Annotated in this window: 19 protein-coding genes; 16 read left to right on the top strand and 3 right to left on the bottom strand. The window is 61.0% G+C overall.

Annotated elements, in window-relative coordinates:
* Positions 1 to 8: 8 nt before the first annotated feature.
* From SM755_RS07035 to SM755_RS07015, 5 genes are all read left to right on the top strand, one after another.
* Positions 9 to 800, top strand: a complete 792-nt coding sequence (locus SM755_RS07035) for an electron transfer flavoprotein subunit beta/FixA family protein (protein WP_323172045.1) — start codon at positions 9 to 11, stop codon at positions 798 to 800.
* Positions 797 to 1,750 carry an electron transfer flavoprotein subunit alpha/FixB family protein gene (locus SM755_RS07030; protein WP_323172044.1) on the top strand — a complete coding sequence of 318 codons (954 nt, stop codon included), beginning with the start codon at positions 797 to 799 and terminating at the stop codon, positions 1,748 to 1,750. Before SM755_RS07035 ends, SM755_RS07030 begins: the two co-directional genes overlap by 4 nt.
* 244 nt (positions 1,751 to 1,994) lie before the next feature.
* The gene (locus SM755_RS07025; protein ID WP_323172043.1) at positions 1,995 to 3,269 is read left to right on the top strand and encodes an ABC transporter substrate-binding protein; all 1,275 of its coding nucleotides are present in this window, start codon (positions 1,995 to 1,997) and stop codon (positions 3,267 to 3,269) included.
* Positions 3,269 to 5,908, top strand: a complete 2,640-nt coding sequence (locus SM755_RS07020) for a methyl-accepting chemotaxis protein (RefSeq protein ID WP_323172042.1) — start codon at positions 3,269 to 3,271, stop codon at positions 5,906 to 5,908. The genes SM755_RS07025 and SM755_RS07020 overlap by 1 nt, the downstream gene beginning before the upstream one ends.
* 97 nt (positions 5,909 to 6,005) lie before the next feature.
* Complete coding sequence (locus tag SM755_RS07015; protein WP_323172041.1) at positions 6,006 to 6,848, top strand: polyprenyl synthetase family protein; 843 nt, start codon at positions 6,006 to 6,008, stop codon at positions 6,846 to 6,848.
* Positions 6,849 to 6,961: 113 nt separating this feature from the next.
* Here the strand turns inward: SM755_RS07015 and SM755_RS07010 are convergent, their stop codons facing one another.
* Positions 6,962 to 8,227: a DUF373 family protein gene (locus tag SM755_RS07010; protein ID WP_323172040.1), complete on the bottom strand. Its 1,266-nt coding sequence runs from the start codon at positions 8,225 to 8,227 to the stop codon at positions 6,962 to 6,964.
* A gap of 134 nt (positions 8,228 to 8,361) precedes the next feature.
* Between SM755_RS07010 and SM755_RS07005 the strand changes: the two genes are divergently transcribed.
* The gene (locus tag SM755_RS07005) at positions 8,362 to 9,357 is read left to right on the top strand and encodes a radical SAM protein (RefSeq protein ID WP_323172039.1); all 996 of its coding nucleotides are present in this window, start codon (positions 8,362 to 8,364) and stop codon (positions 9,355 to 9,357) included.
* Positions 9,358 to 9,628: 271 nt separating this feature from the next.
* A complete protein-coding gene (locus tag SM755_RS07000; protein ID WP_323172038.1) occupies positions 9,629 to 10,405 on the top strand; it encodes a hypothetical protein in 777 nt (258 codons plus the stop codon).
* Between the two features lie 32 nt (positions 10,406 to 10,437).
* On the opposite strand, the gene SM755_RS06995 is transcribed toward SM755_RS07000, so the two are convergent.
* Positions 10,438 to 11,478 (bottom strand): hypothetical protein, encoded by a 1,041-nt coding sequence (locus SM755_RS06995; protein ID WP_323172037.1) that lies wholly within the window; start codon positions 11,476 to 11,478, stop codon positions 10,438 to 10,440.
* Between the two features lie 653 nt (positions 11,479 to 12,131).
* Here SM755_RS06995 and SM755_RS06990 point away from each other — a divergent pair.
* Both SM755_RS06990 and SM755_RS06985 read left to right on the top strand, forming a co-directional pair.
* Entirely contained in the window at positions 12,132 to 13,370 is a 1,239-nt protein-coding gene (locus SM755_RS06990) for a hypothetical protein (protein ID WP_323172036.1), read from the top strand.
* Between the two features lie 76 nt (positions 13,371 to 13,446).
* Entirely contained in the window at positions 13,447 to 13,971 is a 525-nt protein-coding gene (locus SM755_RS06985; RefSeq protein ID WP_323172035.1) for a type IV pilin N-terminal domain-containing protein, read from the top strand.
* A 58-nt stretch (positions 13,972 to 14,029) separates the two neighbouring features.
* On the opposite strand, the gene SM755_RS06980 is transcribed toward SM755_RS06985, so the two are convergent.
* Positions 14,030 to 14,653, bottom strand: coding sequence for a methyltransferase domain-containing protein (locus tag SM755_RS06980; protein WP_323172034.1), 624 nt, complete (start codon positions 14,651 to 14,653; stop codon positions 14,030 to 14,032).
* A gap of 189 nt (positions 14,654 to 14,842) precedes the next feature.
* Between SM755_RS06980 and ahaH the strand changes: the two genes are divergently transcribed.
* The 7 genes from ahaH to SM755_RS06945 all read left to right on the top strand — a co-directional run bounded on the left by ahaH (position 14,843) and on the right by SM755_RS06945 (position 21,645).
* Entirely contained in the window at positions 14,843 to 15,175 is a 333-nt protein-coding gene (gene ahaH / locus SM755_RS06975) for an ATP synthase archaeal subunit H (RefSeq protein ID WP_006825142.1), read from the top strand.
* A gap of 4 nt (positions 15,176 to 15,179) precedes the next feature.
* A complete protein-coding gene (locus SM755_RS06970; protein ID WP_323172590.1) occupies positions 15,180 to 17,483 on the top strand; it encodes a V-type ATP synthase subunit I in 2,304 nt (767 codons plus the stop codon).
* Positions 17,484 to 17,488: 5 nt separating this feature from the next.
* Positions 17,489 to 17,758 carry a hypothetical protein gene (locus SM755_RS06965; protein WP_006107801.1) on the top strand — a complete coding sequence of 90 codons (270 nt, stop codon included), beginning with the start codon at positions 17,489 to 17,491 and terminating at the stop codon, positions 17,756 to 17,758.
* Positions 17,759 to 17,778: 20 nt separating this feature from the next.
* Positions 17,779 to 18,360: a V-type ATP synthase subunit E gene (locus tag SM755_RS06960; protein WP_323172033.1), complete on the top strand. Its 582-nt coding sequence runs from the start codon at positions 17,779 to 17,781 to the stop codon at positions 18,358 to 18,360.
* A 70-nt stretch (positions 18,361 to 18,430) separates the two neighbouring features.
* Positions 18,431 to 19,513, top strand: a complete 1,083-nt coding sequence (locus tag SM755_RS06955) for a V-type ATP synthase subunit C (protein WP_323172032.1) — start codon at positions 18,431 to 18,433, stop codon at positions 19,511 to 19,513.
* Positions 19,510 to 19,878 carry a V-type ATP synthase subunit F gene (locus tag SM755_RS06950; protein ID WP_323172031.1) on the top strand — a complete coding sequence of 123 codons (369 nt, stop codon included), beginning with the start codon at positions 19,510 to 19,512 and terminating at the stop codon, positions 19,876 to 19,878. The genes SM755_RS06955 and SM755_RS06950 overlap by 4 nt, the downstream gene beginning before the upstream one ends.
* Positions 19,879 to 19,881: 3 nt before the next feature.
* Positions 19,882 to 21,645 carry an ATP synthase subunit A gene (locus SM755_RS06945; protein WP_323172030.1) on the top strand — a complete coding sequence of 588 codons (1,764 nt, stop codon included), beginning with the start codon at positions 19,882 to 19,884 and terminating at the stop codon, positions 21,643 to 21,645.
* Position 21,646 lies beyond the last annotated feature (1 nt).

The raw sequence follows: 21,646 nt of genomic DNA, 5'->3' as shown, positions 1-21,646 counted from the left end.
GATAAACGATGAAGATCCTCGTTACGGTCAAGGAAGTTGCGACCGTCGAAGACGAGTTCGAAATCGAGGGAACGGAGATTGCGGACCAGTACCTCGGTGCCGACCTCAACGAGTGGGACGATTACGCCGTCGAAGAGGCCGTGCAGCTCCAGGAAGCTGGCGTCGCCGACGAAGTCGTGACGGTAACCATCGGCCCCGAAGACTGCGAACAGACCATCCGCCAAGCACTCGCCAAGGGTGCGGATCGCGCGGTTCGCGTCTGGGACGATTCCCTCGACGGTGTCGACCTGCTCGATGTCGGTGCCAAGACCGAAATCCTGCGCGCCGTCGTCGAAGAAGAGGACCCCGATCTCGTGCTAACCGGCGTCCAGGCCGGCGACGACAGTTTCGGTGCGACGGGCGTCTCCCTCGCCGCGGACATCGGCTACGAGTGGGGCGCTGTCGTCAACCACCTCGAACACGAGTTCGACGGCGACGCCGCCTCGGTCCGACGAGAACTCGAGGGGGGTGTCGAGGAACTTACCGAAATCGAACTGCCTGCCGTCTTGACGATTCAGACGGGGATCAACGAACCACGCTACGCGAGTCTGCGCGGTATTCGCCAGGCTCAGCGCAAGGAACTCGACGTGCAGACGCTCGCCGATCTCGGCGTCGACGAGAGCGCTGTCGAGTCCGCCCTCGAACTCACCGATATGTACGAACCCGAGAGCGAGAGCGACGTCACAATCTGGGAGGGCAGCGCCGACGAGACGGCCGCGGAGTTAGGTGAACTGCTCCGCGACAAGGGGGTGGCCCCATGACGGACGTCCTCGCAGTCACTGACCACCGCCGCGGCGAACTGCGTGACTCCAGCTACGAACTCATTACCGCCGGGCGCGAACTCGCCGACGAGACCGGCGGCGACCTCCATCTGGCCGTCATCAGCGGCACCGTCGACGAGTTCGCCGAGAAGGTAAACCGTGAGGGCGTCGACGCAATCCACACCGTTTCCCACGGCGAGGAGTTCAACCACGACGTCTACACGCAGGCGATCACGCAACTCTACGACGAACTCGCACCGCAGTACGTTCTCACGCCCAACAGCGTCAACGGCCTCGACTACGCGCCCGCCGTCGCAAACCGACTCGGACTGCCGGTCGTCACCGACACGGTCGACCTCGAGACCAGCGGCGAGACGCTGACCGCGACCCGCGAGATGTACGGGGGCAAGGTCGAGACGACGAACGAACTCGACGGCGAGGCCGTCGTCACGATCCGCGAGGCAGAGTGGCCCGCTGCGGAAGGAACCGGCGATGCGTCCGTCGAAGCGTTCGACGCCGATATCGACGAGGACGCGGTCGGCTCCACCGTCAACGGCTTCGAGGAAGTCGGCGGCGGCGACGTCGACATCAGCGAGGCGGACGTGCTCGTCTCCGTCGGCCGCGGGATCGAGGAAGAGGAGAACCTCGACATCATCCGCGATCTCGCGGACGCACTCGGCGCGACGGTCTCCTCGTCGCGCCCGATCGTCGACAACGGCTGGCTGCCGAAGAACCGGCAGGTCGGCCAGTCCGGGAAAGTCGTCACGCCCGATGTCTACATCGCGATCGGTATTTCCGGTGCGGTCCAGCACGTCGCTGGCATGAAAGGTTCCGATACGATCGTCGCGATCAACACGGACCCCAACGCGCCGATCATGGACATCGCCGACTACGCGATCCACGACGACCTCTTCGACGTTGTCCCGGCGCTGACCGAGGAATTCCAGTAACGAACTCTCCTCACTGCGGCTTTGTGGCGGTTAGTAGTCATAAACGAGGATTATAGAGGGGAATTTCTGCAGGAGGCTGTCTATAGAATATCAGTTCCGCACCGCTGGTTCCGTCTCTCGAACAGCCACGTGTATAGTTAACACCGACCAATAATTAATCATTTGAAGAGAGTGTCAGATATATTTATACAGTTTTCGGTGACTGTACAGCACAATTATAAACCAGTAATCTGATAGCACGGATATGACGTTCCGACCGAATCGCCGGGAACTCTTGGTGGGGGCCGGTACCGCATCACTTGGCGGGCTTGCCGGATGCCTTTCTGACGTTCCCGTGCTTGGCACGGATGAACAAGCCGACGACAGTGTCGGTGGTACAGACAGAACACTCAAACTCGGGATACTGAGCCCGCTCAGCGGCGGCCTCGAGGGGATCGGTGCAGCGACTCGAGATGCTGCGTTGTTACCGATCGAACGATTTGAGGATGAAACGGACTTATCGATAGACTATCAGGTCGGCGACACGGAGACCTCGCCCAGCGCGGGCGTCCAAAGCGCGAACGACCTCGTCAATGCGGGCTACCCGATGGTCAATGGGCCGCTGGCCTCCGACGTGACGCTGCAGGCGACCCAACAGGTACTGATTCCGTACCGGGTCGTCAACTGCTCGGCCGGCGCGACCTCGCCGACGATCACCTCGGTGAACGACGCCGGACTGAGCTTTCGCACCGCGCTGTCGGACTCGTTGCAGGCCGTCGCGCTCGCCGAACAGGCTGTTGCGGACTTCGGTGCCGAAAGCGCGGCGTCCCTGTACGTCGACAACGACTACGGCTGGCAGCTCACACAGTCGTTCTCGCAGGCGTTCGAATCCGAACAGGACGGCACGGTCACTGCTAAAGTGGCCGTCACGGAGGGTGCAGACTCCTACGACGATGCGCTCGATACCGCATTGGCGGACGACCCCGACCTCCTGGTCGTTATCGGCTACCCCGATACCGGGGCGCAGCTGTTCGACGACCTGGCCGACCGCGGTGCGCGCGACGATGTCGACGTCCTCGTCACCGAAGGGATGCAAGAGAGCACGCTCCACGAACGCACCGAGCACTCGCTCGACGGAATCCGCGGGACGGCCCCGCTCGCAAGCGGACCGGGCTACGACGAGTTCAGCGAGCAGTACGTCGACGCCTACGACGAGGAACCAGGGCTTTTTACGGCCCACTCCTACGACGCGTCGGCGGTCCTGTTGCTCGCGAACGCCTACGCCGGGCAAAACGACGGGACGGCGATCAGAAACGCGATGCGGTCCGTGACGTATACGCCGGGGGAGACGATCACGCCGGCGTCGCTCGCCGAGGGACTCGAACGCGCAGCGCAGGGTGAGAACGTCGCTTACGAGGGCGCCTCGAGTTCGGTTACGTTCGACGAGAACGGCGACGTGATGGGAGCGAACTTCTCGTACTGGGAGTTCGACGAACAGGCAGATGGCGGTATTACGGAACTCGAGCGGGTGAGCGCCTGATGTCGACGCTTTCGAAACTGGTGCCGTCGTTCATCAGACGACGCTACCTGTTCAAGTTCGTAATTTCGATCCTGGCGGTCGTGCTCGTGATCGGTGCCATCGGCGCGGTCAGCTACGCCCAGATCGACCAGACGGTGCGGGACGATTCGAGCGACCAGCTCCAGTCGACGGCCGAGTTGCAGGCCGACGCGATCGGCGACTGGATCGAAACCATGAACGTCCAGACGCGGACCGCGTCCGCAACGCCGGCCGTCCAGGACGGCGACGTGCAGGCGATCCAGGGCGCGATCGTCGAAGAACAGGCGCGGATGGGCGTCGACGTGCGGGCGATCCACTACGTCGATACCAGCGAGGGTGAAGTCCTCACGAGTACGGACGCCCAACTTCGCGGCACCGAACTCGACGCCGTCGAGGACCCGTGGTCCGAGACCGATTTCCAAGATGAACTCACGCTCGACGAGGACGTCTGGAACTCGGAGCAGGCCTACGAATCCGCGGCCCTGAACGATCAGGTGATGGCCTTCGCGAGCCCGGTCCCCGAGCGGGACGACCACGTGATGGTCGTTATCGGAACGCTCGAGTACCGCGTCGATCAGCTTCAGCAGGACGGGGCAGCCGGATCGACGGCGATCGTCGACCAGCGCGGTGACGCCGTGCTCCAGACCGGTTCGAGCGAGTTCACGAATCAGACCGACGAGGACGCGATTGAAGGCGCTCTCGGCGGTCGGTCGAGCCAGATCGAAGACGAGGATGTCGTTCAGGCGTACGTCCCCGTCGGGGACACCGAGTGGGTCGCGGTCACGACCGTTCCCACGGAGCAGGCCTACGGCGTCGCGAGCGACGTCGGCACGAACGTCATCGTGATGGTCCTCGTGAGCCTGGTTGCGCTCGGACTCGTCGGCGTCGTGCTCGGACGACAGACCGTCGTCCCGCTCACCGAACTTCGCGACCGGGCGGCGGCGATGGAAGGCGGCGATCTCGAGGTCGACCTCGAAACGTCCCGTATCGACGAGATCGGGCGTCTCTACGACGGCTTCGACAGCATGCGCACGTCGCTGCGAGACCAGATTCAGGAGGCCGAATCCGCCCGCGCGGACGCCGAGAAAGCACGCGCCGAGACCGAGGCGATGAACCACCACCTCGAATCGAAGGCCGACGAGTACCGCGACGTGATGGAACTGTGCGCCGAAGGCGATCTCACGCAGCGACTCGATCCCGAAAGCGATAACGAGGCGATGACTGACATCGCCGTCGCGTTCAACGAAATGGTCGACGAACTCGAGGAGACGACGGCACACGTCAAGTCCTTCGCGGACGAGGTGGCCGCGGCGAGCGAGGAAGTCACGGCGAGCGCCGAGGAGGTTCGCTCCGCGTCCGGGCAGGTCAGTCACTCCATTCAGGAGATTTCCGACGGCGCGGACCGACAGAACAAGAACCTGCAGGCGGTCTCCGACGAGATGAGCGGCCTCTCGGCGACCACCGAACAGATCGCCGCCTCGTCAAACCAGGTTGCCGACATCGCCGAACAGACGGCCGAAACAGGCCGATACGGTCGCGAAGCGGCCCGCGAGGCGATCGAAGGCATGCACGAAATCGAAGCCGAATCGACCGAGACCGTCGAGGCCATCGAGGACCTCACCGCCGAGATGGAACAGATCGACGAACTGATCGAGTTCATCACGGAGGTCGCCCGCGAGACGAACATGCTCGCGCTGAACGCGAACATCGAGGCTTCCCGGAGCGGCAGCGGGGACAAGAAAGGCGAAGGGTTCGCCGTCGTCGCCGCCGAGGTCAAGGAACTGGCCGCCGACACGAAGGAGACGGCCGAGGACATCGAGACGCGTCTCGAGCGGATCAACGACCGCACCGAACGGACGGCGACGGAGGTCGAGAAGACGGCGGACAAGATCTCCTCGCACGTCGACGCGGTCGAGAACGCCGCGGAGGCGCTCGACGAGATCGCCGACTATGCACAGGAGACCAACGACGGCGTCCAAGAGATTTCCGCGACGACCGAACAGCAGGCCGCCTCGACCCAGGAGGTCGTCGCCATGGTCTCGACAGCGACCGACATCTCCGAATCGACGGCGACCGAATCCCAGCGCGTCGCCGCCGCTGCTGAGGAACAGACTTCCGCCCTCTCGGAAGTCACGAAAAGCGCCGGCTCGCTCGCCAACCAGGCCTCACACCTGAACGAGATGCTCGACCGCTTCGACACCGATTCCGCGGTCGAGTCAGCGGGCGTCTCGCCCGGCGAACTCGTCGACGGCGACTACGAGCCAACGCTCGAGTTCGACGAGACCGATCTCGAAACCGACGCCGGTACCGACGACGCGTCGGCTGAACTCGCGGCGACCGGTGCGACCGGTGGCTCGGGCACGATCCTGGACGAATCGACGAGCGACGACACGGCCGATACCGAGGCGGCGAGTGGGGCGAAACCTGACTCAGAATCCGACTCAGATGCTAACTCCGAAACTGAGTCCGCGTCTGAATCCGATTCCGACTCGAACGACGTCGAAACCGAATCCAGCGACGATGCCGATACTGAGACGGATACAGACGACGAGACAGCCGAAACGGACGACGAACCCGTCGATCCGTTCACCTACGACGAAGTCGACGATGGGAGCAACTGACGGCTCGAACCGCGCGAACGGGGCGAACTAAGACACGCACTCACGAACCGTCGACCGAACCGTCACGTACTTTTTCCCACCTTCCCAAACGCTGCCAATGGAACTTCTGGAGCGCAGACGGGCGCTAATCGAGGAACGTCTCCACGACGTGGTCGAGGGTATCGACCCCGAGGCGCTCTCCGAGGAAGTGCGCCACGTCACGCTCTCCGGAGGCAAACGCGTCCGGCCGATGGTCACCATTCTCGCCTGCGAGACCGTCGGCGGCACCGCCGAGGACGCAGTCGAGTTCGGCGTCGGCATCGAACTCGTCCACACCGCCTCCCTCGTCGTCGACGACATCATCGATCGCTCGGAACTGCGCCGCGGCACCGAAAGCGCCTGGGCCGCCTTCGGCCACGGCCCCGCGATCATCACCAGCGACGGCCTCCTCGGCGAAGCCTTCGACCTCTTCGCCGCCGATCCCGACGCGATGCGCGCCGTCAGCGATGCCATGGTCGAACTCGGCGTCGGCGAAGCGACCGAACTCTCCGCCCAGCCCGCCTCCGAAGCGGAGTACATGACGCTCGCGAGACGAAAGACCGGCGCGCTCTTCCGAGCCGCGGCTGAACTCGGGGCGATCGCCGCCGATTCGGAGCCGGAGACGGTCGAGGCGCTCGGCGAGTACGCCGAACGAGTCGGCGTCGCCTTCCAGATCAGAGACGACGTGCTGGACGCGGTTGCCGATGCCGAGGAGTTAGGAAAGCCGACCGGCCACGATGCCGCCATGGAGCGCCCATCGGTCATCCAGGTAACCGACCTCTCTCCCGAGGAGGCAAATGCCCGTGCGCAATCGGAAGCCGACCGAGCGTTAGCCGCCCTGGATCGAGTCGAGGCCGCCGATCCGGATGCCAGCGCGTATCTGCAACAGTTGGCAGAGTTCGTCGTCGAACGGGAGCGATAGCGGTCGATATGAACGCGAGTGGGGATGGAGGTGGGAGAGGATGGGATGCAACCGCAACGTGCACCCGGTGTGACGACGGTGGATTATCGATGGGTATCGAGAATCGTCGAGGATTAGGGAGGGTTGTCCGTCGCATGTCGCTCCTCCGATTCCGCCTCAGCTTCCGACTCCGTATTCGTCGCCGATCTTGCGTTCAGGTGTGCGTTTGCGTTTGAACTCGGCTCCGGCCCCGGACCCGGACCAAGATCCGAGTCCGACCGGGAGCCCGCACCAGTTTCGGTTCCTCTCTCCGATCCCGCGTTCGAGTCGGCAAATTTCGACTCCGCGACTGCAAAGAGCAGGGTGCTTCCGATACCAAGGAGCGTGCCGGCTGTCAGCGCCGTTGCGAGATACGTGATCGTAACGATACCGAGGAAAAAGGCGCTCACGGCGTGGAGGACGATCGCAATCGAGAGCACGTAGAACGGTGCGTTGAGGTAGCGCCACTCGAAGGTCCCCGCGATGTACTCGTCGGTGATTTGGCCGAGACTCGTCGTAATCCCGGCCGCTGCGAGCCACTGGATCGACCCGTAGACGAGCGCGGCGACCATTACCGGCGCGCTCACGCGGCCAGTGGTCTCACGCTGCACTCGTTCCAAGGTGTTCAGTCCGTTCATCCCACCGAGGGTGAACAGCGCGGCGGCGACGACGTACGCGAGCAGTGTCGTCCGACCGGCGTACAGCGAGCGGCGAGCGCGTTCGACCGCCGCGTCGAGTCGCTCGCCGAGACCCAACCCGCGCGAGATGAGATAGAGACCGAGGAGTGCCGACGTCGTTCCAAGCACCAAGCCGGGCATCTCGAGCGCGCTCCCGAGCAGTGCGAGCGGGTAGATGAGGAGGAGAATTCCGAGCGGGATCAACACCGTTCCCCGCGTTTCGGGATCGTCGAGCACCTGCTTGATGGTGTAGTACATCGACTCCAGATTCTGAGCTTGCCTAACCACGACCCGACGGACGCCGTCGATCGGCACTCGCGAGCGGATGATCGGGATCACGGATTCGTCCTGTGCGCCGTCGGTGACGACGAGCGTGGTGACGTCTTCCGCGGTCGAGAGGCTTGCAAGCACGGTATCGACCTCGTCACCGACCTCTCGGTTGGCCTTGACATCGCCCTCGTCGTTCCCGGTGACGACGGCGACCTCGACGCTCTCGTCGCGCTCGTCTAAGTCGTCGTAGATGTGCAACCCCTGGAAGATGACGTTGACATCCGAGTCCTCCGGATCTGCGGTCGCGAGCGCGACGGCTGCCTCTTCGACGGGCTCGCGGCCGATAACCGGCGTCGAAAAGCCCGTCTTGCGACCGAGGTCATCGTCGAGATCAACACACAGGACCAGCAGCATCGATCGGATGTTTGTCGGCGCAGTATATGCCTTTTCTGGGCTGGCCGAGCGTACAGGGATGCCACGATGGCCCAAACAGGCCACGGTCCGATCCGTGCAGTTTTTGAACGCGGCCCGACAACCTGGTATACTGAATGATATCGAAGGGCTGTGAGCAGTGCGCGAAGGGTGGCAAGATGGTGCTGTTCGTCTACGGCTACTGCGATCAGCGCGACTGCTTTTACTGCCCACTCGGCGAGAACCGCAAGAACGTCACCGACGTCTACGCGAACGAGCGACTCGTCGAGTCGGACGAGGACGTCCTCGAGCAAGCCCACCGAATGGACGCGCTCGGAACCTCGATTACGGGCGGCGAACCCCAGGAAGCGCTCGATCGGACCTGCCACTACCTCGAATTGCTCACGGACGAGTTCGGCGAGGAACACCACACCCACCTCTATACGGGCATCCCCGGCGGCCGCGAGAACATGCGCCGCCTCTCCGAGGCCGGCTTAGACGAGATTCGCTTCCACCCGCCGTACGAGCAGTGGGGCGACCTCCACGGAACCGAGTGGGAAGAGATCCTCTACATCGCTCGCGACGAAGGCCTCACCCCGGCCTTCGAAATTCCCGGTATCCGCGCCGAAACGGAGTTCCTCGACTTTCTCGACGAGGGTGCTGCCGACTTTTGCAACGTCAACGAGTTCGAGATGTCCCAGGGGAACTACCGCCGGATGCAAGAGCAAGGCTTCGAACTCAAAGAGGGCCACATGAGTGCCGTCGACGGCTCCCGGGAGGACATTCTCGACGTGATGGGCGACCACGAGCGCGTCTACTTCTGTACCTCGGTGTTCAAGGACGCCGCCCAGCACCGCCGCCGACTCAAGCGCATGGCCCGAAACGTCTGCCGCGAGTTCGACGACGTGACCGACGACGGGACGCTGGTCTACGGCAAGACCTACGCCGAACCGGAGCGCTTCGCTGAACTCGGGGTGCCGGAGGAGTTCTACACCGTCAAATCGGAGCACGTGGAGGTCGCCTGGTGGCTGTTAGAGGAGATGATCGAGGAGGGAGACCTGGAAGGCGGTGAAATCGTCGAGCAGTATCCGAGTTACGACGGACAGGTCGTCGAACGAACGCCGCTGGCCTGACCGCGACCGAGACGACAGCAAACTGTTGTGCCCTTTTGTGCGTGTGAAATACCAGTAGCGACCGGCATAGAGTGGTGTCCGTCGGCAGCCCTGTGAGTCCGTCGGCCGGGGTTGAAATCGGGTCCAACGGACAACGGACCGACCGTTCCACAGCGGCCAACACTTCGGAATCGGCCGGTTCGAGTCGGAACGACTCCGACAATCGGCAATCGAGCCAGTGTCGCTTATCCACGTCGTAATAATGGGCCGTCGGCGTGACCGATCGGTTACGATGCAGTTCAGGAAACTCGCCGTCGTTGCGGTCGCACTACTCGTGGTCCTCTCAGGGTGTAGCGCCTTCGGTGGATCACAGCCGGACGCGTCGAACGAGTCGACGGCAGATGACACTGAGAACGGTGCAGATGCAGATGGGGGCACAGGTGACAACGGAACCGAGAATACCACCGACACGACTCACTCGAACGGGAGCGCGGATACAGGGTCCGAAACGGGCGACAATAGTGGTGATACAGCCGACGACGGCAATGAAGCCGACGACGACGAAGACGAAACGGCCACCGAGGACTGGTCGGCCCCTCAAGAGCCGAACCGGCCACTGGAGGACAAAAGTGAGGATCGTATCGAGAGCGTCGAGTTCGTCGACACGGAACCCGCAGCAGACGGGGAGGGCTACTCGAACTTCAACCTCGAAGTCGTCGCCAATACCAGCATGGAGAACGTGGACCCGCCGGAACACGGCGACGTGATCGGCGAGCCGTACTTCTTCGTCAAGATCAACGAGGGTCCGGGTGAGCGAAAACTCATCGAACGAACCGGTCAGGTCCAGATGGAGGACAACGGCACGTACCACATCGACGTACGACCGGCCGGAATCGAGGAGTTCGCTGACAGAGACCTGTCTCTCGAAGTCTTCTTGATGGACGAGGACAAGGACTGGGACGACATCTACGACGCCGTCGGCACGAGCATTCAGTTCAACCCGGAGACGGAAACCGAGACAGAGGGTGAGACCGAGACGACAACTGACTCAGCGTCGAACGACCAGTAATCCGCCGTAACTGAAGAGCGATTCCGTCCAGATCAGTCGACCTCTGTCGGGTCCACTTCCGGCAGCGTAATCAGGTTCTCGCGCCCGATCCGCAACTTCTCGATCTGATCGTCCTCATCCATCTGTGAGAGTAACTGCGAAACCTTGGCGTTCGACCACCCCGTCTCCGAAACGATCGCAGCCTGCTTCATCCGCCCACCGTTCCTGGTGAGCATCCGTTGCACCCGCTCTTCGTCGCTCAGCAACTCCGGATCAATATCCTCGTTTACCGGCTCGCTGAACTCGAACTGCGCCCCCTGACCTTCCGACGGCGCATCTGCAGCCGGTTCCCGTGGGGGCTCGGTGCTCTCAGTGCCACCCCGGACAGCGTTTGAATCGGCTGTGACACCCGGTTGTTCGCCATCAGGACCCCCATCCCGTTCAAACGAAAGTATCGCTTCGAGCGACGAACGAACCTCGTCCCACGTCTTTCCGCTCCGGGACGCCACCGCCCAACCCAGGACAATGATCGCGATAATACCCACCAATGCAATTACCGCCAGTACCGGTCCATCGGTAATCAGACCCCAAATGCCGGTACTCGGCTGGGCACCGCGGAGGAAGACAATTTCGAGTTCGTTCTCACTGAACTCGTGGGGACCGTTCCAAGTGAGCTGCGTTGGTGTATCGAGGCCGTAGTTGTCCGGCGATTCGATGACGAGCCGCTGGCCGCTAGAGAGCGTCGATATTACGTAGTCGTTCGAATCCGTCTGCAGCGCATCGCCGAAGTAGATACGATCTCCCTCGATTGTTGCAAAGTTCGTCCAGGTGAAGGTGTAGGAGATGACACCGACTTTAGCGCTCTCGTAGGCAGTGTCCGTATCGTCTGTCTCGATGGCATCCTCGTACGGTTTCACGTCGTACTCGTTCCAGCCTGCATCGGTGATCGACATGTCTTGGTTAGTCGAGTCACTGGCTTCGCTCGCCTGTTGACGGAACTCTTGGATCGGAAAGTCGGTGTCTGCATCTCGTTGGCCATCGGTGACCGCCGTTGCATAATCAGTGAAGGCGTCGACTTCATCCTCCTCTTCCAAGATGACGCGATGTTCTATGGACCAGTGTGTGTCGCCGTTATCAGTAACGTTGATGCGTATGATCTGGTCGAGTTGTTCGCCATAGCTCGCATACGCAAAGCGTTTCTCCGTGTTTCCATAGCTATCGGCTAGCGTGGCGGCTTCGGTCGTAGATGCAGTAGGTGACTGCTCAACTGTTGTCTGTGGCTGACCGGTTCCAGCAGAAGGAGTGCCAGCGTGGGCTGACGACGCCGCAGCCACCGAACCGAATGAGGCGGTGGCAAGGAGAGCAATGAGGGCAAGTGTTCCGGCGGTGGACAACCGCATATCTATCAACTGGTGGTTTCCCGGGGGAAAAAACGCTTTCCATCGACAATTAAAGCGTTATCACGACTTGCAAACGGTATCTTCGTCCAACAGCAGTTCGTAGTTTGATGGTTGCATACTATAGAATTCTCACGTGAAACGTCTTCTTCTGTACTATCAGCCGTCTAAAGTCACATGAAAGGTCACTCATAAGACATGGATTCCGATGACGAACTGACCGCTTCACACCGGCAACGAGAACGAAACGTCTCCGGTCACCCGACCGATGATATTTTTGTATTGTATTGGGTACCGGTGATTTCGCAAGTGCGACTCGTTTTTATATCATGAATTCATAACCCCACACAATGAACAACGCGGCTCCTGCTCTCCTCGCGTTGCTTCTCGTCTGTTCGCTGCCTGCGATGACCGTCGTCGCAGCGTCACCCGAACAGGAAGCGAGTACTGACAGTAGCGCGAACCAGCACTATCGTCTGCAAGAAGAGACTCAAACAACGCCGGTAGTAATCGAGAATACGACGAACCAACTTCCGCTATCGGGCGGTATACAAGGATCACACGCGGAAACGGGAGCGGACCTCGGTACCTCACTCGCAAGCAGCAGCATTCAAATGCAGGTCGACTACGAACAGTATGCGCTCGTCGACCAAGAGTTCGCCCAGGCAACTAACGACGAGCAGGTAGCGATGATCCAGGCGGCATACAACCGCACCCAGGAACGAATCGAATCACTTGACGAACGTGAACGCACCGCTGTCAGAGCCCATGCAGACGGCGATTTAAGCGATACAGAATTAATTCAGGTCTATTTAGAGACCTACCACGAGGCAGTTGCGCTTTCTGACTTGCTCACAGACCTAAAGGTCCGGGCCGACCAGGTATCTGATTACTCACTTCCCGCTCAGCAGCCACGTACTGACCAAAAGACCCTCGATTTCTATACATCGACGATACGGACGAATATCGCCGATGCATCACAATCAATTAGGTCCGGTAACACGTATGAATACCGAATCCAGACGTCACAGGACGGATATAGACTCTCGACACTAAGCGGTGATTCGTATCTCATCGAGACGGCACGCTTCGACAACCGCGATACTACTGAACAAAATCAGTACCGGTCTCAAGATGAGGCACAAGAACGCCTCAAAGAACTCTACCCCTGGACGCTCAGCCATCGGGGCTCTCATACGCAGGACAATAGCGTAGAGAATTTCTATTGGCTTTCTCTCGATCATCCACACGGTGAACTCAGTACGTATCTTGATGGCGGGACGGGTGATATTTACCAAGAGATACAAGTAGTCTCAGCCGACTCCTTGCCGACAGTAGAATCCAAGACGAAGTCCTGGAACTCGAGTTTCGAGGTGACGCTGAACAAGACGCCAGCGCATGGTCCAGTCGAATTAACGGCCACCGATGTAGATACGGGTGAGCCAATACAGGCAACGATTATGATTGACGGCGTCGAGATCGGTGAAACCGATGAGAACGGACAACTCGAATATCTGCCACCCACCGAAGCGTATGATCTCGCCATCAACGGTGAATCGAGCCGTGTGAGTACGGGGATCCCGTGGTAGTTGTGGCGAGACTCGGTTCGTGATAACGGAGCGTTGATCCGATACTTTATATCAGAAACCGAATCCAGTCTGGCACGTGAGTATCGGTCCCGCTGTGTCAGCAGCATCAGTACGGGATGGTGCAAGCGCTGACCGTTCGCGTACCCGTGCAATTAGCCCCGTTATTGGGGTCGTCTTACTCCTTGCCGTTACTATCTGTCTTGTTGCAGTTGTCACCGCCGGTATCGCGACGTGGTCGATCGATACGCCGGCGCCAACTGCGGCATTCGAACTCCAGGCCGACGGTGACGATTCGACGATCACCCTCGAACACATCGCTGGCGATTCAGTCACCGTCGACCAACTCTCACTGACGGTCCGTATTGACGACACTGAACTCAAAAAACAGCCACCAATCCCGTTCGTCGGAGCGGAGGGATTTCGTGGAACGCCGGACGGACCGTTCAACGCTCAAGCGGATTCAACGTGGCAAACCGGTGAGCAAACCACCATTACACTCGCTGGGAACAATACGCCATCACTGGAGAGTGGCGACACAGTGGCCGTCACACTCATGTTTGATGACCAACTGCTAGCAGAAGTAGAAACGACCGCAACGTAAGACCGGTCTGACTGCGGGCGATTGGTCTCAAGTATCAAACAACTTCTCGGGACACGCGTTATTTCGGCGCGCGTCCAATCGTTGTAATCGCAACGTCCGGATTGTACGACGGTCCGAGGAACGCGTGTTTCACGTTTTCAAAGCCGGCTCGTTTGAACATCCGGTCGGCCTCGTACTCGTCGTAAAACAGCATGATCGAATCGGCCAGTCGCTGTGCCAGTATGTTATCAGGATAGTTTGGCCCGACAATGAGCACCTGGCCGCCGGGTTTGAGCACGCGGCGAATTTCCCTGAGCGCGAGGATCGGATTCGGCCAGTACTCGATCGATCCGGAGGACCAGACGACATCAAACGTGTCGCTCGCGAACGGGAGGCGTTCGGCGTCGCCACGGTGGAAGTGGATCGGGGGTGCGCGTTTCCCGAACTTCGCGTAGGCCTGTTCGAGCTGATGGTTGCTTTGATCGAGCGCATACACTTCCTCGACGTGGTCGAGAAGGCCTTCGGTCGCGAAACCGGTTCCACAGCCGAGGTCGAGTACCGTCATCTCCGCGTCGAACTCGAGCAAGGAAAGCGCGTCCTCACGCATCTCCTCGTTCCAGATGAACGGATTCACCTGATCGTAGACCGTCGAGAGGTACTTATAGAACAGCCGTGCCCTGGCTTTGTTCTCGAGGATTCCCATTGAGAGTTCGGTTTTCGTCCGATCGGGATATGTCTGCTGTTCCGTCTCGCGGTGTCTGATCAGTGGACCGGCTGGTGTTCGTCGAAATGCTCGTACGTGACACAGAGATCGAATTTCGAGGCCAGTGAATCCGAGACGCTTTCGCAACTACCATATACGCGCTGTCGCAAACGTTCCCTTGCTTAGAGTATGCCGAGGCCACAGGTTCTCGAACGAATTACGTCGGCGGAGGAAGAGGCCGACGAGATCGTCGCATTGGCAGAAAACGACCGCGACGAGCGAATTACCGAGGCCCGGGAACGTGCCGAGGAGATTCGCACGGAAGCGGAACAAGAGGCGCAAGATCTCAAAGAACGCCGTCTGGAGGAGGCGCGTGACGAGATCGACGCAGAGTGTGAACGCGTCCTCGAAGAGGGCGAACAGGAGCGCGAGGCGCTCGCCGAGCGTGCCCAAGACCGGGTCGACGAAGTAACAGACCACGTCGTCTCCCTGTTCCAGGAGGACGTCCATGCTCAGACCTGAGCGGATGAGCAAGGTCTCGGTGACCGGTGCAAAGGGCGTCATGCCCACGGTCATCGAGACGATTCACGAACTGAATCTGGTCCATCTCTCGGACTACGACGGGTCCTGGGAGGGCTTCGACAACGGCAACCCCATCGAGGGTGCCGACGACGCCTCCGAAAAACTCGTCACCGTCCGAGCACTCGAGAGCACGCTGGACCTTGCGGACGCGGAGACCCCCGCTCCTCAGGGCACGCTTGCGGACAACTGGGAACAGCGACTTGAGGAAGTGCGCACCCGAGTCAACGAACTCGACGACCAGCGCACAGAGGTCCGCGAAGAACTACGCCAGGTCGAAGACCGAATCGACCGCGTATCCCCCTTCGCCGAACTCGGAATCGATCTCGACTTGCTCTCGGGATACGAAACGGTTGACGTCCTCGTTGGCGAGGGTTCACCCGGCGAAATCGAAGCCGAACTCGATGCCGCCGAGGACATCCGCGCCTACGAAACGTTCATCAGCGGCGATGTCATCGCGATCGTCGCCGCACCGACCGACGCCGTCGAGGCGGCTGTCGACGAAAGCGAAAGCGAAACCGGAAGCGAAGACGACGGCAACGTTATCGACGATGCCCTCGTCGGTATCGAGTTCACTCGCTACGACGTTCCAGATACCGACCAGAGCCCGTCGAGCTACGTCGCCGAACTCGAAGAGCGAAAAGCCGACCTCGAGTCGCGTCTCACCGAGATCGACGATGAACTCGAGCGCATCGAACGCGAGGACGGTCAGTTCCTGCTTCAACTCGAAGAGGAACTGACGATCGAGGTCCAGCGCGCGGAAGCCCCGCTGCAGTTTGCGACCAGCAACCGAGCGTTCATCGCGGAAGGCTGGGTGCCATCCGACGAGTTCGATCGGCTCACCACGGCGCTGCGGAACGCCGTCGGTGACAGCCTCGAGATCGAAGAACTCGAACGTGCGAGCTATGACCGTCACGGTGCACACTCGCACACGGAAGAGATCCAGAAAGGGACGCCGGAGGGTGACGCGGATGCGCCGGCACAGGCTGACGCAGACGCCACTGCCGACGACGAGGCCGCCGACGGCGAGAAACAGACGGCCGTCACGGACGGCGGATCGGCGGTTACGATGGGCGATGAGCCCCCGACGATCCAGGAAAATCCCTCCGCGGCCAAACCGTTCGAGGTGCTGGTTCAGGCGGTCAATCGTCCGAAGTACAGTGAACTCGATCCGACGATATTCCTGTTCCTGACGTTCCCGGCGTTCTTCGGGTTCATGATCGGGGACGTGGGATACGGGCTCCTGTACGTGGCCATCGGTGCGTACATGGCCACCCAGTTCGACAGTAAGGGGATTACGAGTCTCGGCGGCGTCGCCATCTGGGCGGGGCTGTTCACGATCCTGTTCGGGTTCATCTACGGCGAGATCTTCGGATTACACGTGCTCGGCGAGGTGCTCTGGCACGACACGCTGCACGTCGACTTGCTCCCGCTGAACAAGGGACTCGAGCCGGCGGCCGCCGACTTCGCGCTCGGCTGGATGGTCGTGAGCGTGATCGCCGGCATCGTCCACCTGAACATCGGGTACATCCTCGACTTCTACGAGAATCTGAGCCACGGCGTCAAAGACGCCGTCATGCACAGCGGCTCGTGGCTCCTGATGCTAAACGGGATCTGGATCTGGATCTTCTCGGCGCAGGCCAGGGGATCGAAACCGGACTTCCTGTTCAACACGTTCGCGAGCGACGGCCCGTTCCCGATCGGATTCACCGGGTTCCCGGAGTGGGGACTCGTGACGATTCCGCTGGGAGTCACCGACTTCCTGCTTACGGCACCGTTGCTCGTCTTCCTGATCGGCTTCGGTATGCTCCTCGTCACTGACACCGTCGAGGCAGTCGAGGCGCTCGATGTCATCGTCAACGTGTTCTCCTACACGCGGATGGGCGCAGTGTTGCTCGCGAAGGCCGGCATGGCGTTCGTGGTCAACCTGCTGTTCTTCGGTGCGTATCGGGATCCAGATGGCGCGTTCCACTTCCTTCGAACTCACGAACCGAGCTACGTCGCCGAACACTACGGCGACGGTGCCGAGGTCATCTTCAACGGCCTCATGCACTCGGGGACCGCAGCGCTTGTCGGCGGGCTCGTCATTCTCGTCGTCGGTCACCTCGTCGTGCTAGCGCTTGGCGTAACAAGCGCCGGCTTACAGGCTGTACGCCTCGAGTACGTCGAGTTCTTTAACAAGTTTTATGAAGGCGGTGGAGCGAACTACGAACCGTTCGGACACGATCGAAACGAGACTGAGGACCACTAACAATAATGATTGAAAACGCAGCAGACTTCGCAAATATCGTCCTGCAGAATGGTACCGTCGAAGAAAGTCCGTTCCTGACCGACGCCGGGGCCGCCGCACTGGCCGTCGGTCTCGCCGCGCTCGCATCGGGATACGCCGAGCGCGGGATCGGCGCAGCTGCAGTTGGCGCGCTCGCGGAAGACGACGACCTGTTCGTGCCGGGACTGATCATGACAGTCCTGCCGGAGACGCTCGTGATCCTGGCGCTGGTCGTCGTCTTCATCGTCGGCGCGTAACCACACCCCTTCTCTCACCAATGAGTTTGGACACAGTTGTCGAAGACATTCGAGAAGAGGCTCACGCGCGTGCGGAGGACATCCGTGAAACTGCCGAGACACGCGCTGAGGAGATCGAATCGGCAGCCGAGGCCGACGCCGAAGAGATCGTCGCCGAGGCCGAAGCCGAGGCCGACCGCGAGATTGAGCAGCTTCGCGAACAGCGACTCTCCAGTGCAAAGCTGGAGGCGAAACAAAAGCGCCTGGAGGCCCGCCGTGACGTTCTCGGCGATGTCCGCGAGGAAGTCGAAACCGAACTCGCCTCCCTCGAGGGAGACACCCGCGAAGAACTCACCCGCGATCTCCTCGACGCTGCGAGTTCGGAGTTCGACGAGGACGACGATGTCAGCGTCTACGGTCGAAGCGACGACCAGGAACTGATCGAGTCGATCCTCACGGACTACGACGGCTACGAGTTCGCCGGCGAGTACGACTGTCTCGGCGGCGTCGTTGTCGAGAGCGAACAGTCCCGCGTTCGAGTCAACAACACGTTCGACTCGGTGCTCGAGGACGTCTGGGAAGACAACCTCCGGGAGATCAGCACCCAACTCTTCGATCAATGAGCACGGTCGTTACCACTCGCATGGCTCGTGAGCCACTCCCTGCAAACACTCACCACACGTGGTGGTTCGCGTGAGTGTCGGTGCCTCGAATCCGGAATACGTGAACGCTCGCGTTCGGTCCCGCCGAGCCTCGCTGTTCGCAGACGAAGACTATCGGAAGCTGATCCGGATGGGGCCAAGCGAAATCGCGCGGTTCATGGAGGAAACGGAGTACGAACGCGAGATCAACGCGCTCGGAACGCGTTTTTCGGGGGTCGATCTGATCGAGTACGCCCTCAACCAGAATCTCGCCAAGCACTTCGACGATCTGCTGGAGTGGTCGGACGGACGACTGTACGACCTCATCTCCCGGTACCTCCGGAAATTTGACGTCTGGAACCTCAAAACGATCATCCGCGGTATCTACACCGACACCGATTCCGAGGAGATCGAGACGGACCTCATCCGTGCCGGTGAGCTCGACGACCGAACGCTCGACCGCCTTCTCGAAGTCGATACGATCGAGGACGCGATCGAGATTCTGTCGGGAACGCTCTTCTACGAGCCGCTTTCGGGAGCGTACGCGGAGTTCGAGGAAACCGACACCCTCGTCGCACTCGAGAACGCGTTAGATCGCGAGTTCTACGAGCACTTACTCGAGGACGTTGGACAATCGCCGGGACAGCTCCAACCCCAAACGCTGCCTCAGGAGGGGCCGATGGGGCGCTACGTCGAGTTCCTGCAGGCCGAGATCGACTTCCGAAACGCGCGGAACGCGTTGCGGCTCGCCCGCAGCGGTTCGGATCTCGACCCGGCGGCCTACTACATCGACGGCGGCGTCCTGTTCGACGAGTCCGATTTGAACCGACTCGTCGCAGACTACGATGAACTCGTCGACCATATCGCAGAGAACAAGCGGTACGGCGATCGGTTGACGGGCGCGCTGGATCGACTGCGCGATGCTGACAGCCTTATCCAGTTCGAGCACGCACTAGACGCTGCGTTGCTCGAGTACGCCGATACGCTCTCGAGCATCTACCCGGTCTCGATTTCGGCCGTGCTGTCGTACATCCTCGCGAAAGAACGCGAGGTCGAGAATATCCGTGCGATTGCGCGGGGTCGGGAAGTCGGGCTGACGGAGAGCGAGATCGAAGAGGAACTGGTGATTCTATGAGTCAGGAAATCGCAGTCGTCGGCAGTCCGGAGTTTACGACCGGGTTCCGACTCGCAGGCGTCCGTCGATTCGAGAACGTCCCGGACGACGAGAAGGACGCTGTACTCGATGACGCCGTCACGACGGTGCTCGACGACGACGAGGTCGGGATTGTCGTGATGCACGATGACGATCTCGAGTTCCTCTCGCGCAACGTCCGTCAGAACGTCGAAACGAGCGTCGAACCGGTCGTCGTCACGATCGGCAGCGGAACCGGTGGTGGCGGGCTACGCGACCAGATCAAGCGAGCGATCGGGATCGACCTAATGGACGAGAGCGAGGGCGAAACCGAGGAGTCAGCACAGGCGAACGCAGACAGTGAGTAAACTATGAGCCAGGCAACAGACACCGAAGCCGTCGAGCAAGACGGTGTAATCGAAAGCGTGAGCGGTCCGGTCGTGACCGCCACGGACCTCGACGCCCGGATGAACGACGTCGTCTACGTCGGCGACGAAGGGCTGATGGGCGAGGTCATCGAGATTGAAGGGAACCTGACCACGATTCAGGTCTACGAGGAAACCTCCGGCGTCGGCCCGGGAGAACCCGTCGAGAACACGGGCGAACCCCTGAGTGTCGACCTCGGCCCGGGCATGATGGACTCCATCTACGACGGCGTCCAGCGCCCGCTTGACGTCCTCGAAGACAAGATGGGGACCGCGTTCTTGGACCGCGGGGTCGACGCACCCGGCATCGACTTGGAGAAGGAGTGGGAGTTCACTCCGGAAGTCGACGAAGGTGATGCGGTCGAACCCGGCGATGTCGTCGGGACCGTTCCGGAAACCGTCACCATCGAGCACAAGGTGATGGTGCCGCCGGACTACGAGGGCGGCGAAATCACGACGATCAAGAGCGGCGAGTTCAACGTCGAAGAGACGGTCGCTGAACTCGACAGCGGCGAGGAGATCCAGATGCACCAGGAGTGGCCGGTCCGACAGGCCCGACCCGCCGGTGACAAGGAAACGCCGACCGAGCCGCTCGTGACTGGACAGCGCGTTCAGGACGGTCTGTTCCCGCTTGCGAAGGGTGGAACGGCGGCGATTCCCGGTCCGTTCGGGTCCGGAAAGACCGTCACCCAGCAGCAACTCGCCAAGTGGTCCGACGCGGACATCGTCGTCTACATCGGCTGTGGCGAGCGCGGCAACGAGATGACCGAAGTCATCGAGGACTTCCCGGAGCTGCCGGACCCACAGACTGGGAACCCGCTGATGGCCCGGACCTGCCTCATCGCAAATACGTCGAACATGCCCGTCGCGGCGCGTGAGTCCTGTATCTACACGGGGATCACGATCGCTGAGTACTACCGCGATATGGGCTACGACGTGGCGCTGATGGCCGACTCCACCTCGCGGTGGGCAGAGGCCATGCGTGAAATCTCGAGCCGACTCGAGGAGATGCCCGGCGAAGAAGGGTATCCTGCCTACCTGGCCGCGTCGCTGTCGGAGTTCTACGAGCGCGCCGGCAAGTTCGAACTCATCAACGGCGGCGAGGGATCGATTTCGGTCGTCGGGGCTGTCTCGCCGCCAGGCGGGGACTTCTCCGAACCGGTCACCCAGAACACGCTGCGTATCGTCAAGACCTTCTGGGCGCTCGACGCAGACCTCGCGGAACGACGACACTTCCCGTCGATCGACTGGAACGAGTCTTACTCGCTGTACAAGGACCAGCTCGATCCCTGGTGGGAGAGCAACGTCGCCGGCGACTGGTCTGAAGTCCGTCAGTGGGCGGTTGACGTGTTAGACGAGGAGGACGAACTCCAGGAGATCGTTCAGCTCGTCGGCAAAGACGCACTGCCGGAGGACCAGCAGCTCACGCTCGAAGTCGCTCGCTACCTGCGTGAGGCCTGGCTCCAGCAGAACGCGCTCCACGACGTCGACACCTACTGCGAACCTGAAAAGACCTACCGGATGCTCCGGGCGATCAAGACGTTCAACGACGAGGCCTTCGAGGCGCTCGACGCGAGCGTTCCGGTCGAGGAGATCCAGAACGTCGACGCCGCCCCGCGGCTCAACCGAATGGGGACCGCCGAGGAGTGGAACGAGTTCATCGACGAGATCGAGAGCGACCTCGAGGAACAACTGCGAGCTCTGTACTAAC

The sequence above is a fragment of the Natrialba sp. PRR66 genome (assembly GCF_034808065.1).
Lineage (GTDB): Archaea > Halobacteriota > Halobacteria > Halobacteriales > Natrialbaceae > Natrialba > Natrialba aegyptia.
Note: the sequence above shows the minus strand (reverse complement) of the source record. Positions and strands in the feature narration are given on the sequence as shown.